The sequence below is a fragment of the Streptomyces sp. NPDC052687 genome (assembly GCF_040678395.1).
Lineage (GTDB): Bacteria > Actinomycetota > Actinomycetes > Streptomycetales > Streptomycetaceae > Streptomyces.
The window spans coordinates 13049-27622 of sequence record NZ_JBFATR010000007.1 but is presented as its reverse complement, the minus strand read 5'-3'; the positions used below and the strand labels follow the sequence as shown (position 1 = coordinate 27622).

General features: G+C 74.7%; 12 protein-coding genes, 1 tRNA gene and 1 pseudogene. 8 read left to right on the top strand and 6 right to left on the bottom strand.

Annotated features, from left to right (window positions below; translation table 11 throughout):
- Positions 1–15 precede the first annotated feature (15 nt).
- The 5 genes from AB0K92_RS09750 (at position 16) to AB0K92_RS09730 (ending at position 6437) form a co-directional block, all read left to right on the top strand.
- Complete coding sequence (locus tag AB0K92_RS09750; protein ID WP_365921089.1) at positions 16–1029, top strand: phosphatase PAP2 family protein; 1014 nt, start codon at positions 16–18, stop codon at positions 1027–1029.
- The gene (locus AB0K92_RS09745; RefSeq protein ID WP_365921087.1) at positions 980–2134 is read left to right on the top strand and encodes a hypothetical protein; all 1155 of its coding nucleotides are present in this window, start codon (positions 980–982) and stop codon (positions 2132–2134) included. The genes AB0K92_RS09750 and AB0K92_RS09745 overlap by 50 nt, the downstream gene beginning before the upstream one ends.
- Positions 2125–3720, top strand: coding sequence for a hypothetical protein (locus tag AB0K92_RS09740; protein ID WP_365921085.1), 1596 nt, complete (start codon positions 2125–2127; stop codon positions 3718–3720). Before AB0K92_RS09745 ends, AB0K92_RS09740 begins: the two co-directional genes overlap by 10 nt.
- Positions 3721–3854: 134 nt before the next feature.
- A complete protein-coding gene (locus tag AB0K92_RS09735) occupies positions 3855–5138 on the top strand; it encodes an AAA family ATPase (RefSeq protein WP_365921358.1) in 1284 nt (427 codons plus the stop codon).
- 144 nt (positions 5139–5282) lie between these two features.
- A complete protein-coding gene (locus tag AB0K92_RS09730) occupies positions 5283–6437 on the top strand; it encodes an LLM class flavin-dependent oxidoreductase (RefSeq protein ID WP_365921083.1) in 1155 nt (384 codons plus the stop codon).
- Here the strand turns inward: AB0K92_RS09730 and AB0K92_RS09725 are convergent.
- Positions 6416–8311, bottom strand: a complete 1896-nt coding sequence (locus AB0K92_RS09725) for an EAL domain-containing protein (protein ID WP_365921081.1) — start codon at positions 8309–8311, stop codon at positions 6416–6418. The two genes, AB0K92_RS09730 and AB0K92_RS09725, sit on opposite strands and share 22 nt — an antisense overlap.
- A gap of 312 nt (positions 8312–8623) precedes the next feature.
- On the opposite strand from AB0K92_RS09725, the gene AB0K92_RS09720 reads away from it, so the two are divergent.
- The gene (locus AB0K92_RS09720; protein ID WP_365921079.1) at positions 8624–9889 is read left to right on the top strand and encodes a M6 family metalloprotease domain-containing protein; all 1266 of its coding nucleotides are present in this window, start codon (positions 8624–8626) and stop codon (positions 9887–9889) included.
- An 81-nt stretch (positions 9890–9970) separates the two neighbouring features.
- On the opposite strand, the gene AB0K92_RS09715 is transcribed toward AB0K92_RS09720, so the two are convergent.
- The 5 genes and pseudogenes from AB0K92_RS09715 to AB0K92_RS09695 all read right to left on the bottom strand — a co-directional run.
- Positions 9971–10044: transfer RNA gene (locus tag AB0K92_RS09715), tRNA-Lys, on the bottom strand.
- Complete coding sequence (locus AB0K92_RS09710) at positions 10035–10604, bottom strand: bifunctional DNA primase/polymerase (RefSeq protein ID WP_365921077.1); 570 nt, start codon at positions 10602–10604, stop codon at positions 10035–10037. The genes AB0K92_RS09715 and AB0K92_RS09710 overlap by 10 nt, the downstream gene beginning before the upstream one ends.
- A 272-nt stretch (positions 10605–10876) precedes the next feature.
- Positions 10877–11239, bottom strand: coding sequence for a hypothetical protein (locus tag AB0K92_RS09705; RefSeq protein ID WP_365921075.1), 363 nt, complete (start codon positions 11237–11239; stop codon positions 10877–10879).
- A 138-nt stretch (positions 11240–11377) separates the two neighbouring features.
- Positions 11378–12106, bottom strand: coding sequence for a decarboxylase (locus tag AB0K92_RS09700; protein WP_365921073.1), 729 nt, complete (start codon positions 12104–12106; stop codon positions 11378–11380).
- Positions 12103–12279, bottom strand: a pseudogene (locus AB0K92_RS09695) (decarboxylase); the annotation flags it as partial. The pseudogene AB0K92_RS09695 and the gene AB0K92_RS09700, both read right to left, overlap by 4 nt.
- Positions 12280–12561: 282 nt before the next feature.
- Between AB0K92_RS09695 and AB0K92_RS09690 the strand changes: the two are divergent.
- Positions 12562–13512, top strand: a complete 951-nt coding sequence (locus AB0K92_RS09690; protein WP_365921071.1) for a D-2-hydroxyacid dehydrogenase — start codon at positions 12562–12564, stop codon at positions 13510–13512.
- 193 nt (positions 13513–13705) lie between these two features.
- Positions 13706–14464 (top strand): IclR family transcriptional regulator C-terminal domain-containing protein, encoded by a 759-nt coding sequence (locus tag AB0K92_RS09685; RefSeq protein WP_365921069.1) that lies wholly within the window; start codon positions 13706–13708, stop codon positions 14462–14464.
- Positions 14465–14574: the final 110 nt, after the last annotated feature.

The window sequence follows — 14574 nt, the reverse complement described above, 5'->3', positions numbered from 1 at the left end:
GGGGAGGGCGATCGGATGCCGCAGTCCGAGTCACCAGGCATCGAGGCATCCGTACGGACCCGGCTGCGCTGGTGGACCGAGCTGCCCCTGATCCTCCTCGTCTACGCCTGCTACTCCGCGGGCCGGCTCCTCGCGCGCGGTGACGTCACCACCGCCGTCGACCACGGCCTGGCCATCCTGCGGATCGAGAAGGCCCTGCACCTCAACTTCGAGCACCCGCTGAACCGCCTGTTCACGCGGGAGGCCTGGATAGGCATACCGGCGGACTTCTGGTACGCCTCGCTGCACTACCTGGTCACCCCGGCGCTCCTCATCTGGATCTTCCGCTCGCGCACCGTGCACTACCGCGCGGCCCGCACCTGGCTGATGACCTCGACCTTCATCGGCCTGATCGGCTTCACCCTGCTGCCCACCTGCCCGCCCCGCCTGCTGTCGGCGGGACACGGCTTCGTGGACACCATGGCGCACTACAGCGCGTACGGCTGGTGGGGCGGCGAGGCGAGCGCGCCGCGCGGGCTGGGCGGCATGACCAACCAGTACGCGGCGATGCCGAGCCTGCACGTCGGCTGGTCGCTGTGGTGCGGCGTCATGCTGTGGCGGTACGGCGGGACGCGGCTGACGAAGACCGCCGCCGTGGTGTACCCGCTGGTGACGACGATCGTGGTGATGGGCACCGCGAACCACTACTTCCTCGACGCGGTCGCGGGCGCCGCCGTGATGGGCGCCGGACTGCTGCTCGCCCCGTACGTGATGCGCTGCGCGGACCGGGTCAAGGCCCGTCTGACGACCCGTGCCGCCCTCGTCCCCGCGGCCGCCGCCACGCCCGCCGGCACGCCGCCCGTCGGCGCACCGGCCACGGCCGTCCCGGCGGTCCCGGTGGCCACCGCGTCCTCGATTGTCAGTGACGGATGCCAGACTTCGGCGGGTGAGCGAATTCCACGGCAGCGCGAGTCACGGTTCGCACCGGGAGCCGGGCCGAGTGCCGCACCCTCGGAGGCAGGGGGCGGCGCTCCGGCACCGGCTCGCTGAGCTGCGCGGTCCCGACGTACCGGCCAAGGCGCTCGACGCGCGTGCCCTCGCGGCGCTCGCCGCGAACCCCGGCTGCGCGCGGCGCGCCGTCCTCGACGGGGCCGGGGTGGACAAGACGAGACTGGCGGACGCGCTGGGCTCGCCGTCCGCCTTCGGGCAGTCGCAGTTCGCCCTGACCCGCGGCAACGCGTTCGAGGCGCGGGTGAAGGCGGACGGCGGCGCGGAGCTGGTGCGGCTGGCGCACCGGAAGCTGGATCCGGGCGCCGAGCCGCCGGAGCGGGCGGCGGTGCCGGACCTGTCCGCGACCGGCCCGGAGGGCCGGGCGGCGCGGACGGCGCTGGCGCTGCGGGAGGCCGTCGAGGCGGGCGGCTGGACGCTGCTCGACCATCCGATGCTCGCCCTCGACGTCGCCGGGTCCCCCGCGTTCCTGGAGCCGGACGCGGTGGTCGTGCACCCGGACGGCAGCTGGACGGTCGTGGAGATCAAGTCGTTCCCGATGCTGGACGGCTCCGCGGACCCGGCGAAGGTGGGCGCCGCGGCCCGCCAGGCGGCGGTGTACGTGCTGGCGCTGGAGGACGTCGCGGCCCGCCTGGACCACGCCCCGCGGGTGCGGCACCGGATCCTGCTGGTGTGCCCGAAGGACTTCTCCAACCTGCCCGCCGCGTCCGCGGTGGACGTGCGCAAGCAGCGCGCGGTGACCCGCCGCCAGCTGGCGCGGCTCACCCGGATCGAGGAGATCGTCGACACGCTCCCCGAGGGCACCTGTTTCTCCCCCGAGCTGCCGGCCGCCGAGCTGACCGCCGCCGTCGAGGCGGTGCCCGCGACGTACGCGCCGGAGTGCCTGTCCGCGTGCGAGCTGGCCTTCCACTGCCGGGAGCGGTCCCGCACGGCCGGCGCGGTGACCTCGCTGGGCCGCGCGGTCCGCGCCGAGCTGGGCGGGCTTACCACCGTCGGCGCGGTCCTGTCGGCGGCCCGCGGCGAGACCGGCGACCCGGCCGACCCGGCGGTCGCCGCCCTGCGCCGCGCGGCCCGCCTCCGCGCGGAGGCCCTGGCCACCGCGGACGCCGCGGGTGCCGCCACCGCGGAGGTCGCCCCGTGTCCCTGATCGCCACCCTCGCCCGGCTCGAGGCCGTCGACACCGGCCGGGCCCAGCCCGCCGCCACCGTGCGCCACCGCCACCTGTCCGAGCGGCCGCTGGTCCTCGTGCCGCTGACCACCGCCGGTGAGGCGGGGGCGCCGCTCGGCGCGCTGGTCGGCACCGACCGGGACGCGCCCCGCCTGCTCGTCGTCCCGCAGCCGCGCGACCGGGACCTGCGGTTCGCGTTCCTCGCCGACCTGGCGGACGTCGTCCTGCCGTACATCGACGGGTACGCGGACGCCGTCGAGGCCGCCGAGCGCACCGAGACCGACCCGGAGACCGGCAAGCGCGTCAAGGTCGAGGTCGACCTGTGCGCGGACGCGCCGCAGCTGATCGTGCCGAGCCGCGCGGGCATCGACTTCGTACGGCTGCTGGGGCGTTCCATGCGCTTTCGGCGTACGGCCGAGCAGGACCCGCAAACGCCGCATCCGGCGCCCCCGCGGGTGCCGCTGCTGGGCCGCTGGCTGACGCACTACGCGGAGCGGTCCCGGGTGCCGGGCTCGTCGCTGCTGCTGGCCGTGACCGACGTGCTGGCCCGGCACTGGGCGACCGGTCAGTCCGGCCTGGAGGACCAGCACCTGGGCGCGCTGCTCGCCTGGATCGACCCGCCGGAGGGCCTGCGCGGCGACGAGGCGGCGCTGCGCGCGGAGCTGGCCCGGGACGAGCGGGGCCAGCTGCGCTGCCCGCCGGCCGGCCCGGCCACCGACCCGGCGTTCGACAACAGGCTGCTCGCCCCGGCGATCGAGCGCTACGACCGTGCGCGCGGTGCCCTCGCCGCCGCCGAGGACGGTCCGGAGGCCGACGAGCGGCTCGGTGCCGTCACCGCCGCCGAGCGGGAGATCCGCGCCTTGGTGGAGAGTGTCACCCGTCCCACCTGGGACGCGGTGTGGCGGGGCCTGGACCTGCTGCGGGCCCTGCCCGAGGGCGGGCACGTCGAGGAGCGCTGGACGCGCGACCGGTGGTCCTTCACCGGGCACCGCGACCGCGTGCTGTCCGGCGAGCCGCCGCAGCCGCGCCACGACGACGCGGTGACCGCGGCGAACAAGCTGGCCACGCGGGAGCGGGAGCAGGCCCGGCTGGAGGCGCAGGAGGCCCTGGACGATCCGCTGGTGATGGCGGGGCGGCGGCTGGCCGGGGAGGCGTTCGCGGGCGAGGTCGTCGACGTCGAGATGGCGTACAGCGAGGGCAAGCGCCCGAGCCCGCGCCCGCTGGTCACCGTCCGCACGGAGGACCGGCCGCACCTCGGGGAGCGGGCGAAGGTGTACCGCTCGCTGGGCGGCAGGCCGCAGTCCGCCGAGTTCGTGGCCGCCGAGGAGGACGGCGCCCTGGTCGTCCTGCGCGTCCTCGACAAGATGGGCCGCGGCAAGGAGCCGGAGCCGGGTTCGGTGCCGGAGAAGGGCGACCGGCTGTGCTGGACGCTGTTCGAGCACGAGCAGCGCGGCGGGGCCAAGCTGCCCGACCCGGAGGACACCCCGTGGACGCACGGCGGACCCCCCGGCGAGGAGCCCGCCCCTGAACCCGCCGACCCCGTGACCGAGGAGGACCTCCTGTGACCGCCGAGGCCGCCGCCACCGCCCCCGGTACGCCGTCCGACCCCCGGGCCGCCGCCACGACCTCCCTCACTCCCGGCTCCCCTCTCGCCTCCCCCGTCGACCCCGCCACCGCCGCCGCGCGGGCCACCGACGCGATCCTCCGTGACACCCTGCACGGCCCGGACCGCGGTGTCGTCGTGGACTCCCCGCCGGGGGCCGGCAAGTCCACCCTCGTGGTGCGGGCGGCGCTGGAGCTGGCCGAGGCGGGGCGGCCGCTGATGGTGGTGGCGCAGACCAACGCGCAGGTCGACGACCTGGTGCTGCGGCTCGCCGAGAAGAACCCCGAGCTGCCGGTGGGCCGTCTGCACAGCAGCGACGCCGACCCGTACGACAAGGCGCTCGACGAGCTCCCGCAGGTCCGTACGTCGGCGAAGGCGGCCGACCTCACCGGTCTGCCCGTGGTCCTCTCCACCGCCGCGAAGTGGGCCCACGTGAAGGTCGACGAGCCGTGGCGGCACGCGATCGTCGACGAGGCGTACCAGATGCGCTCGGACGCGCTGCTCGCCGTCGCCGGGCTGTTCGAGCGGGCGCTGTTCGTGGGCGATCCGGGCCAGCTCGACCCGTTCGCGATCGTGGGCAGCGAGCAGTGGGCGGGGCTGTCGTACGACCCGTCGGCGTCCGCGGTCACCACGCTGCTGGCGCACAACCCGGGGCTGCCGCAGCACCGGCTGCCGGTGTCCTGGCGGCTGCCCGCCTCGGCCGCGCCGCTGGTCTCGGACGCCTTCTACCCGTACACGCCGTTCCGCAGCGGCACCGGCCACGGCGACCGCCGGCTGGCCTTCGCGGTGCCGTCGGACGGCTCGGGCCCGGACCGGGTGATCGACGAGGCCGCCGCGTCGGGCTGGGGTCTGCTGGAGCTGCCCGCGCGGCACACCCCGCGCACCGACCCGGAGGCGGTGCGGGCGGTGGCGACGGTGGTGCGCCGGCTGCTGGACCGCGGCGGTGCGGCCACCTCCGAGCGTTCTCCCGGTCCGGCTCCGCTGACCGCCGACCGGATCGCCGTGGGCACCGCCCACCGCGACCAGGCGGCGGCCGTCCGCGCGGCCCTCGCCGAGCTGGGTGTGCGCGATGTCACCGTGGACACCGCGAACCGGCTCCAGGGGCGGGAGTACGACGTGACGGTCGTCCTGCACCCGCTCTCCGGCCGCCCCGACGCGACCGCGTTCCACCTGGAGACGGGCCGGCTGTGCGTGCTCGCCTCCCGGCACCGGCACGCGTGCGTCGTGGTGTGCCGCGCGGGCGTGGGCGAGCTGCTGGACGACTATCCGTCGACGGAGCCGGTGCAGCTGGGGACGCTGGTGAAGTTCCCGGACGGCTGGGAGGCGAACCACGCGGTCCTGGCGCACCTGGCGGAACACCGGGTGAGCTGGCGGCCGTAGGACCCGCCACCGGGTGAGCCGGCGGCCCGCCACCGAGTGAGTGGGCGGCCGCAGGGCCCGCGCCGGGTGGGCGCGCGGGGGGGCCTCGGTCCACCAGGGAATGAACCCCCCGCCACCTCCCGTTGACGCCCATGGCCCGACCGCATGGCGACGAGAGCAGGAGGCCCCACCGTGGCGGCAGACGACACCCGGGACGCCGAGACCCGCACCGGCGAAGGCGACGGCATCCAAGGCACCGCCCACGGCTCCGCCCCCGTCCCGCTGTCCGTCCTGGACCTGGTCGCGGTCGGCGCCGGCCACACCTCCACGGACGCGCTGCGCACCAGCGTCGCCCTGGCCCGGCTGGCGGAGTCCCGCGGCTTCCACCGCTACTGGGTCGCCGAGCACCACTCGATGCCGGGCGTCGCGTCGTCCTCGCCCGCGGTGATCCTCGCCCACCTCGCCGCCCACACCAGCCGCATCCGCCTCGGCTCGGGCGGGGTGATGCTGCCCAACCACGCGCCGCTGGTGATCGCGGAGCAGTTCGGCACCCTGGAGGCCATGGCACCGGGCCGGATCGACCTCGGCCTCGGGCGCGCCCCCGGCACGGACGGGGCGACCGCGGCGGCGCTGCGCCGCACGGACCGGCCGGAGGAGGCGGCGGACGAGTTCCCCCGGCTGCTCTCCGAGCTGACCCGTTTCCTGGACGACGACTTCCCCGACGGCCACCCCTACCGGCGCATCCACGCCGTCCCGGGCCCCGTGCAGGGCACCTCCCCCGGCGGTGTGCAGTCCCCGCACCGCCCGCCCATCTGGCTGCTGGGCTCCTCCGGCTACAGCGCCCGGCTGGCGGGCCTGCTGGGCCTGCCGTTCGCGTTCGCCCACCACTTCTCGGCGCAGAACACCATCCCGGCGCTGGACCTTTACCGGGAGTCCTTCAAGCCGTCCGGGGTGCTGGCCGAGCCGTACGCGCTGATCGGTGTCTCGGCGCTGGCCGCGGACGAGCAGCGGGTGGCGCGGCGCGAGGTGCGGGCGGCCGTGCTGAGCATGGTGCGGCTGCGCACCGGGCGGCCCGGACTGGTGCCGAGCCCCCAGGAGGCGGAGGCGTACGAGTTCTCGCCGCTGGAGCGGGAGTTCGCGCAGCAGTGGAGCGCGAACGTCATCCACGGCACCGCGGACGAGGTCCGTACCGGCCTGGACGATCTGCAGAAGCGCACCGGCGCCGACGAGTTGATGATCACGGCGAGCACGCCGACCGGTGAGGTGCGGGTGCGCAGCTACGAACTCATCGCGGACGCCTACGGGTTGCCGGCGGCCTGACCGGCCGGGCAGGCCAGCAGTTCGGAGATACGATCCGCCGCCACCGGCCGGGAGTAGAGCCAGCCCTGGCCGGTGTCGCAGCCGATCCGGCGCAGCCGCCCGGCCTGCGCGGAGGTCTCCACGCACTCGGCGGTGACGGTCAGTCCGAGCCGGTGGGCGAGCTGGATCATCGCCTCGACGATGACCTCGTCCGCCGGGCTGGCGTGCGCGCCGCTGTCCTCGTACTGGAAGCCGCGGACGAACGACCCGTCCAGCTTCAGCACGGACACCGGCAGCCGGCTGAGGTAGGCGAGGTTGGAGTAGCCGGTGCCGAAGTCGTCGATGGCGATGCGTACGCCCATGTCGCTGAGGGCCTGCAGGGCGCGCAGCGGGCGGCCGGAGGAGCCCATCACGGCGGACTCGGTCAGCTCCAGCTGCAGCAGGTGCGGGGCGAGGCCGGTATCGGCGAGGGTCTCCGCGACGTCCGCGACCAGGTCGGAGTCCCAGACCTGGCGTACGGCCACGTTGACGCTGACGAAGATGGGCGGCTCGTCGGGGTGTTCGAGCTGCCAGCGGCGGGCCTGGCGGCAGGCGGTGGCGAGGATCCAGCGGCCGAGCGGGACGATCGCGCCGTCTTCCTCCGCCAGTCCGATGAACCGATTCGGCGTCAGGGTGCCGAACTGCGGATGGTTCCAGCGCACCAGTGCCTCGACCCCGCTGAGCCGTCCGTCGGCCATGCCGACCAGGGGCTGGTACTCCAGGGTGAACTCGCCGCGGTCGATGGCCGGGCGGAGGGTGGAGGCGAGGGCCTGGCGGGTCATGCGGTGGGCGTTGCGCTCGGGGTCGAAGAGCGTCCAGCGGGCCTTGCCGTCGGCCTTCGCCCAGTACAGCGTGGTGTCGGCGGCCTGCATCAGCCCGGTGGCGGTGGTTCCGGCGGCCTGCCGTTCGACGACGCCGATGGAGGCGGAGACGCTGAGCCGCTGCCCGGAGAGGTCGAACGGGGCCTGGAGCGCGGTGAGGACGGACTCGGCGAGGTCGGCGAGCTGTTCGGTGCCGGTGGAGTCCTCGACGAGGAGGGCGAACTCGTCGCCGCCGAGCCGGGCGACCAGGGGCGCGCCGGAGCGGGTGTAGCCGGCTTCCTCGGCGCAGCGGGTGAGCCGTTCGGCGACGGCGGCCAGCAGCCGGTCGCCGACGCGGTGGCCGAGGGTGTCGTTGATGGCCTTGAAGCCGTCGAGGTCGAGGTAGCACAGGCCGATCCGGCCGGTGCCGCCGCGGGTGTGGGCCTCGGTGTCGAGGGCGGCGGAGAGGCGTTCGAAGAACAGGGTGCGGTTGGGCAGCCGGGTCACCGGGTCGTGCATCTGCAAGTGCCTCAGCTGCGCCTGGAGTTCGCGGCGGGCGCTGATGTCGGTGACGGAGAGCAGGACGCCGGGTGTGCCGTCGGCGAGCGGGGCGACGGTGATCTGCGCCCAGACGGCGTGTCCGTCGGGGTGTTTGAGCCGCCGGGTGCAGCGCAGTTTCGCCTGCCGGCCGCGCAGCACCTCGCGGTAGGCGTGCCAGGTGCGCGGGTCGGAGGAGAGGTCGAGCAGGTCGGCGGCGACGCGTCCGACGAGTCCGCCGGGCGGGCCGCCGAACAGGTCGGCGAGGGTGTCGTTGGCCGTGGCGATCCGCCCGTCGCGGTCGACGACCGCCATGGCGAGCGGCGCCGCGGTGAACGCGGACCGGTAGGAGGCGGCGTCGCCGCCCGCCGGGTCCGCGGCCGCGTCCGGGTCCCGGTCCGGGCGTGGAGGCACGAAGGCGACAGCGTCCGTACCACCCGACGCCTTTGCGTCACTCTCTGTGACCGTCGGCCGGATGAGGTCTGCCGCGGGCGTCGGCCCTTCGGAGGTTCCGCTCACCGCTCGCTCCCGCAGTGCACTCGATCGTCGTCCGCGCAGGAAAGTGTGCCGATCATAGAGGGTGTCCTCCGGCCCTTCCAGCCACTGCCCGCCACTCAGGACATACCCACTTCGCGGGCGGATCGTTTCTGCTCACGCCTGGACGCCTTCTTCGACCTCACGACCAGTGGTGACGTTCCGTGAGCACTTCGGGGGTGCCACCGATCGGACCGGTCGCCCGCCTCACTCGTCCGGGCCAGACAAACAGGACGCAGTACGACAATCTGCCACAGGCTGGATGCGGTGTCCCCCCGACCGCATCCGGAGGTTCCCGTGCCGCGTCCGCTCCCGCGCGCCCGACTGCGCAGCACCGCGGCCGTGTTCACCACCCTGACGGCTCTCGCCGCCACCTCCCTGGTCACCGGGCCCTCGGTCGCCGGCCCCTTCTCGGCGGCGCCGTGCTCCCTGGAACGCACCGACGCGCACCACTCGGAGGGCCTGGACACCTGGAACGCCGCCTATCCCCGGCCGACCCGCGCGCTGGACGCGGTGATGATCTTCCTGTCCTTCCCGGACTCCGCGCCGCTGACCACGCCCGCGGAACTGACGGCCGACCACTTCCCCGCCACCAGCCGCTATTTCGCGCAGGCGTCCTACGGCCGGTTCACGCTGCGCCCGCATCCACTGCGGCACTGGATCCGGATGCCGCGCCCCTCGACGGCGTACGCCATACAGCGCGACTGGACCGCCTCGCACCGCGCCGCCTATCTGCGCGACGCGCTCGCCGCGGCCGACGGGCAGGTCGACTTCTCGCGCTACGACGTCGTCTACTTCGTCGCCGATCCGCACGCGCCCGGTGTCGACTCGGACGCCACGAAAGTGGTCAACCTGGAATCGCCGCTGCGGGCCGACGGGACGGACATCCGCCGGGTCGTCACGGTGTTCGAGAACCATCCGCCGGACCGGCTGGTCCTCGCCCACGAGACCGGCCATGTCTTCGACCTGCCGGACCTCTACCACCGCCCGACGGACGGCAAGGGCGACTGGGACACCCACGTCGGCGACTGGGACCTGATGGGCAGCCAGTTCGGCCTCGCGCCCGACCTCTTCGGCTGGCACAAGTGGAAGCTGGGCTGGCTGGAGGAGCGGCAGGTGGTGTGCGTGCCGGGCGGTGAGCCGACCCGGCTGACCCTGGAGTCGCTGAGCGCCGGACCGGACGTGCCGGTGACGGGGGCCGCCGGGGCGCCGGTCTTCGGCTCCGGGCGGGGCACCAAGCTGGCGGTGGTGCGCACCGGCCCCGACAGCGTGCTCGCCTTCGAGGCGCGGGGCGCGGTCGGCAACGACCGGTCCGCCTGCCGGCAGGGCGTCCTGGTCTACCGGGTGCGCAGCGGCGCCGCCTCCGGGGGCGGTCCGGTGCAGGTGATCGACGCCCACCCGGAGACGGAGGCCTGCTGGGAGAACTCGGTCTACCCGGCGCTCGCCGACGCCCCCGTCGACGTCGGGGAGAGCTTCACCGTGCCCGGCGAGAACGTGCGCGTCGAGGTGGAGGGCCGGACGCCCTCGGGAGCTTGGACCGTAAAGATCTCGCCACTGCGGTGACGGGACGGCGGGCAGGACCCCGGACAAGCGAAAGGGCGTTCTCGATACCGAGAACGCCCAGGTCAGCGACCTAATCGCTAGTGCGCCGCCAGGGACTCGAACCCCGGACCCGCTGATTAAGAGTCAGCTGCTCTAACCAACTGAGCTAGCGGCGCCTGCTGACGTCGTAGACCTTAGCATCCTGGTCGGCGGGAGGCGAAATCGATATCCGCACCGCCGCCCGGGCCACCCGGACGGCCGCCCAGAGCAGCACCTCCGGGCCCGGCAGCCAGGGATGGCGGGTGTCGGGGGCGACGATCCAGCGCGCCTCCGCGGCCACGCCCGCCGCCGGGGGGCCGGCCAGCGGGGGGACCGTGACGGCGTCCCCGGTGCCGTGGCACAGCAGTGGCGGGATCTCGCCGGTGCGTCCGTGGCCGCTCCACTCCTCCCACTCCATCAGCGAGGGCAGCCGCTGGGCCGTGCCCGGCGCGGCGAACAGCAGGACGCGGCCCCGGAAGGCGGCCACCGGGCCCGAGCCCGGCCCGTCCTCCCACAGCCGGTCGAGCATGCGGCGCCCGAAGACGGCGGGCGCGCTCACCACGTCGAAGGCGGTGCCGCAGGGCAGCACGGCCGGGGCGTCGGGCCGTTCCTCCCACAGGGCACGGGTGCTGCGCGGATACGTTCCTGCCGAGACGAGCCAGTCGACTCCGTCGGCGGTGACTGTGCTGCTGCTCATGTCACCCAGGTCTACCGGTTGTACACGTTCCGTTCCACAGAGTTGCCGGAAACGGGGACAGGAGAGGGAGCGAGCGGGTATCTTGCCCGCCTGGCATATGCCAAGCGGATCACCGGGCGGGCACGCGCCCGAACGGGGCCGCTCTCCGGACGATCGGGCCGGGGGCTTCGAAGGGGCCTCGGGCCGAATGCTGGGGCCAGGCGCCCGGACCGAGATGCTGGGGCCAGGCGCCCGGACCGGGGTGCTCGGGCGAGGCGCCCGGACCGGGGTGCTCAGACCGTGTCGGGCCCCGGCTCGTCCGCCCCCCGCAGCAGATCGCGGCCGAACTCGACCATCTTCCTGGCGTAGTCCTCGGTCCACTCCGCCCGGTCGGCGATGTCCGCGGCGGTCAGCCGGTCGAACCGGCGCGGGTCGGCGAGCTGGGCCGCGGCCATCGCCTGGAACTCCATCGCCCGGTCCGCCGCCGCGCGGAACGCCTGGGTCAGCTCGGTCGCCCGCGCCAGCAGCTCCCGCGGGTCGTCGATGGACTCCAGATCGAAGAAGTGCTCCGGGTCGCCGGCCGCCTCGGCCGGCTCGAAGAGCAGGGGCGCGGGGCGTAGCCGCGGTTCGTGGCGACGCGGCGTGGGCTCCGCCATGTCGTGTCCTCCTCTGACGGACGGATCGGCTGGCCCGCCCCCCGACATCGCGGCCGGACCACTCCCATTCTCCCCCGCCCGCGCAAGGAGGCCGCAGGGGTTCGTGCGGGCGCACGCCCGCTCGTGCGGGGGCGGGCCTCAGACCTGGACGATCGGCTCCCGGGTGAAGAGGGCGCCGAGGCCGGGGGCGTTCACCCGGCGGTCGGTCAGGCGCAGCGCCTCCCAGACGGAGACCTGGTGGGCGGTGAGGACCGGCTTGCCCAGCTCCTTCTCCAGGGCGGTGAGGTGGGAGGCGGTGTGCAGGGCGGTGTCCGGCAGCAGGACCGCCTCGGCGTCCGCGTGGTCGGCCGCGCGGGCCAGCGCGAACAGCTCGGCCTCGCCCCAGGTGCCGGCTACGGCGGCGGTGATCCCGGCGGCGTGCACGGCGACCGGCTCCAGTCCGGCCGCGCGCAGGAAGTCCGCGAAGAGTCCGGCGACGTCGTCCGGGTAGGTCGCGCCGATCGCGACGCGCCGCAGCCCCAGCTCACGGCTCGCGTGCACGAACCCGAAGGAGGTCGAGGAGGCCGGCATCCCGGCGGCCACGGCGAGGCCGCGCACCTGCTCGTGGGCGCCCTCCCAGCCGTACGCGAAGCTGCCGCTGGTGCTGGCCCACACCACGGCCTCGGCGCCGGCGTGCCGCAGTTCCTGGACGCTCGCCGCCAGCCGCTCCGGGGAGCCCATCACGCGCAGCGCGTCCTCGCGGCGGGCGTCCTCGCCGCTGTCCGTGTGGACCAGGTCCACCCGGATGTCACTGCCCAGCAGCTGCTCGATACGGGGATAGTCGTCCTCGGCCGAGTGGCCCGGGTAGAGGAATCCGAGTGCGGTCATGTCCAGCCTTCCTGCTGTTCTTCCGGCAGCACGGGGGGTGTTCCGGCGGAGCGGGGAGGCCGTGTGCGCGCCTCCTCGTCCGGCAGAGCCTGGTACGGCTCCACGGCTCGGGTACCCCGTCGGCGCGCCGCCGCCCACATCGTCACTTGGTTGGCCGAGATCACCGGGATCCGCGGCCCGTCCCCGCGGGTGCGGGACGGGAAGGGGCGCGGGCGCGGACAACGCGGCGTGCGGGGGGCCGTGTTGACGACGCCGGGTCCGGGTGCGAGCGTGGTGGATCCGCGCATGTCCGACGCGCCCCCGAGAACCGCCGCAGGTCAGACGCCGCCCGTGAGGACCGGTGCGCGTCGGATGCCGCCGGCGGACAGCCGGCGTGCGTCAGGCGCCGCCGGTGCGAACCGGCGTACGCCGGACGCCGCCGGTGGGCGCCGAGCCGCTGGGAGAGACGGCTGCCGATGACCGACCCCACCCTGCTCGTCCTGCTGGGCGCCGACCCGCCGCCCCGGCTGGGCCGGCTCACCGGCCGGGCCCGGATCGTGCACACGGACGAGGCGGGGCTCGCGGCCCGGCTGCCGGAGGCCGACGCGCTGCTCGTGTGGGACTTCACCTCGCACGCCGTGCGCGAGGTGTGGCCGGGCGAGGGGCCCCGGCCGCGCTGGGTGCACACCGCGAGCGCGGGCGTCGACCATGTGATGTGCCCGGAGCTGACGGCGTCGGACACGGTGGTGACGAACGCGCGCGGGGTGTTCGAGCAGCCCATCGCCGAGTACGTGGCCGCGCTGGTGCTGGCGATGGCGAAGGACCTGCCGCGCACGCTGGAGTCGCAGGGGCGCGGCGAGTGGCGGCACCGGGAGACGCAGCGGGTGGCGGGCACGCGCGCGGTGGTCGTGGGCTCGGGGCCGGTGGGCCGGACGGTGGCGCGGCTGCTGAAGGCGCTCGACATCCGTACGGCGATCGTCGGCCGCACCCCGCGCACCGGCGTGCACGGCCCGGACGACCTGGACCGGCTGCTCGCGCGCGCCGACTGGGTGATCGCGGCGGCCCCGCTCACCGACGACACGCGTGGCATGTTCGACACCCGCCGCTTCGGGGTGTTCCAGCCGTCCGCCCGGTTCGTGAACGTCGGCCGGGGCGCCCTGGTGGACGAGGAGGCGCTGGCCGCGGCGCTCGCCAAGCGGTGGCTCGCGGGGGCCGCGCTGGACGTCTTCGCCACCGAACCGCTCGGCCCGGACAGCCCGTTGTGGCGGGTGCCGGGGCTGATCGTGTCGCCGCACATGAGCGGGGACACGGTGGGCCGGCTGGATGAGCTGGGCGCGCAGTTCGTGGAGCTGTTCGAGCGCTGGGCGGCGAACCGGCCGCTGTTCAACGTGGTCGACAAGCAGCGCGGGTACGTGCCGGGGCACTGAGCCGCGGCGAGCGGGCGAACCGGACGCCCGGCCCGGACAGCCCTTGCCGCCGACATATGCCACCGGCCCGACCCTCAGCCGGCAGGGGCGGATTCTCGTCAACAGCCGCTCACTACCGGCCTCTTGCCGGTTATCGTGGAGAGGATCCGAACAGCGGGTCACGGCACATTGACTGAGCGCACAGGGGGAAACCGTGGCGCTGAAGCACGAGCCGACCGCGCCGTACCACTCGGCTCAGGACGCCCTCCGCGTCCTGGAGACGGTGGCCCGGCACTCCACCGGTGTCACCGACACCGAGATCGCCCGTCACACCGGCCTCGACACGGAGCGGCTGACCACCCTCCTGCGGATGCTGCGTCGTGAGGGATACGTCGAGCAGGTGGCCGACGGGGCGTACGTCACCGGCGCCGCCCTCGCCCGCCTGGGTTCCGCGCACGGCCGTGACCGGGCCCTGCGGGACCATCTCCAGCACACCCTGAACCGGCTGCGCGACTCGGTGGGCGCCGCCGTCTACATCAGCCGTTACGTCGACGGGGAGGTCCGGATCACCCATTGCGCCGACAGCCCGGCCACGCCCGCGGTCAACGAGTGGGTGGACTTCCGCTACTCCGCGCACGCCACCGCGGTCGGCAAGAGCCTGCTCGGCCAGCTCGACCACAACAGCCGCCGCGACCATCTGGCCCGGCACAAGATGGCGCGGCTCACCTCGCGCACGATCACCAGCGACAAGCTGCTGCTCTCCCGCCTGGAGGCGCAGCCGCCGACGGTGCCGGTGCTCGATCTCCAGGAGTACGCGGTGGGCACGGTCTGCGCGGCCGTCCCGATCACCGCCGGGTCCTCCGTGGGCTGCCTCGCGCTGTCCCTGCCGGTGGAGCACGCGCACCGGCTGCGCCAGGCGGCGGAGACGCTGAACCGGAACGCGGCGCCGGTCCTGCTGTCCCTGGCGATCTAGCGGGACCCCGCAGGGGGTCCCGCCTGGCGCGCTCTTCGCCCTGGTCCCCGGTGGTCACGAGCACCCCCGGGGACCAGGTAGTATTTTCTTCGTCGCCGGCCGCGAAAAGC

Coding starts and splice junctions, on each gene's coding strand:
- AB0K92_RS09690 (WP_365921071.1), top strand. CDS start 12,562: ATGACCGACCCCACCCTGCTCGTCCTGCTGGGCGCCGACCCGCCGCCC.
- AB0K92_RS09730 (WP_365921083.1), top strand. CDS start 5,283: ATGGCGACGAGAGCAGGAGGCCCCACCGTGGCGGCAGACGACACCCGG.
- AB0K92_RS09710 (WP_365921077.1), bottom strand. CDS start 10,604: ATGAGCAGCAGCACAGTCACCGCCGACGGAGTCGACTGGCTCGTCTCG.
- AB0K92_RS09750 (WP_365921089.1), top strand. CDS start 16: ATGCCGCAGTCCGAGTCACCAGGCATCGAGGCATCCGTACGGACCCGG.
- AB0K92_RS09705 (WP_365921075.1), bottom strand. CDS start 11,239: ATGGCGGAGCCCACGCCGCGTCGCCACGAACCGCGGCTACGCCCCGCG.
- AB0K92_RS09700 (WP_365921073.1), bottom strand. CDS start 12,106: ATGACCGCACTCGGATTCCTCTACCCGGGCCACTCGGCCGAGGACGAC.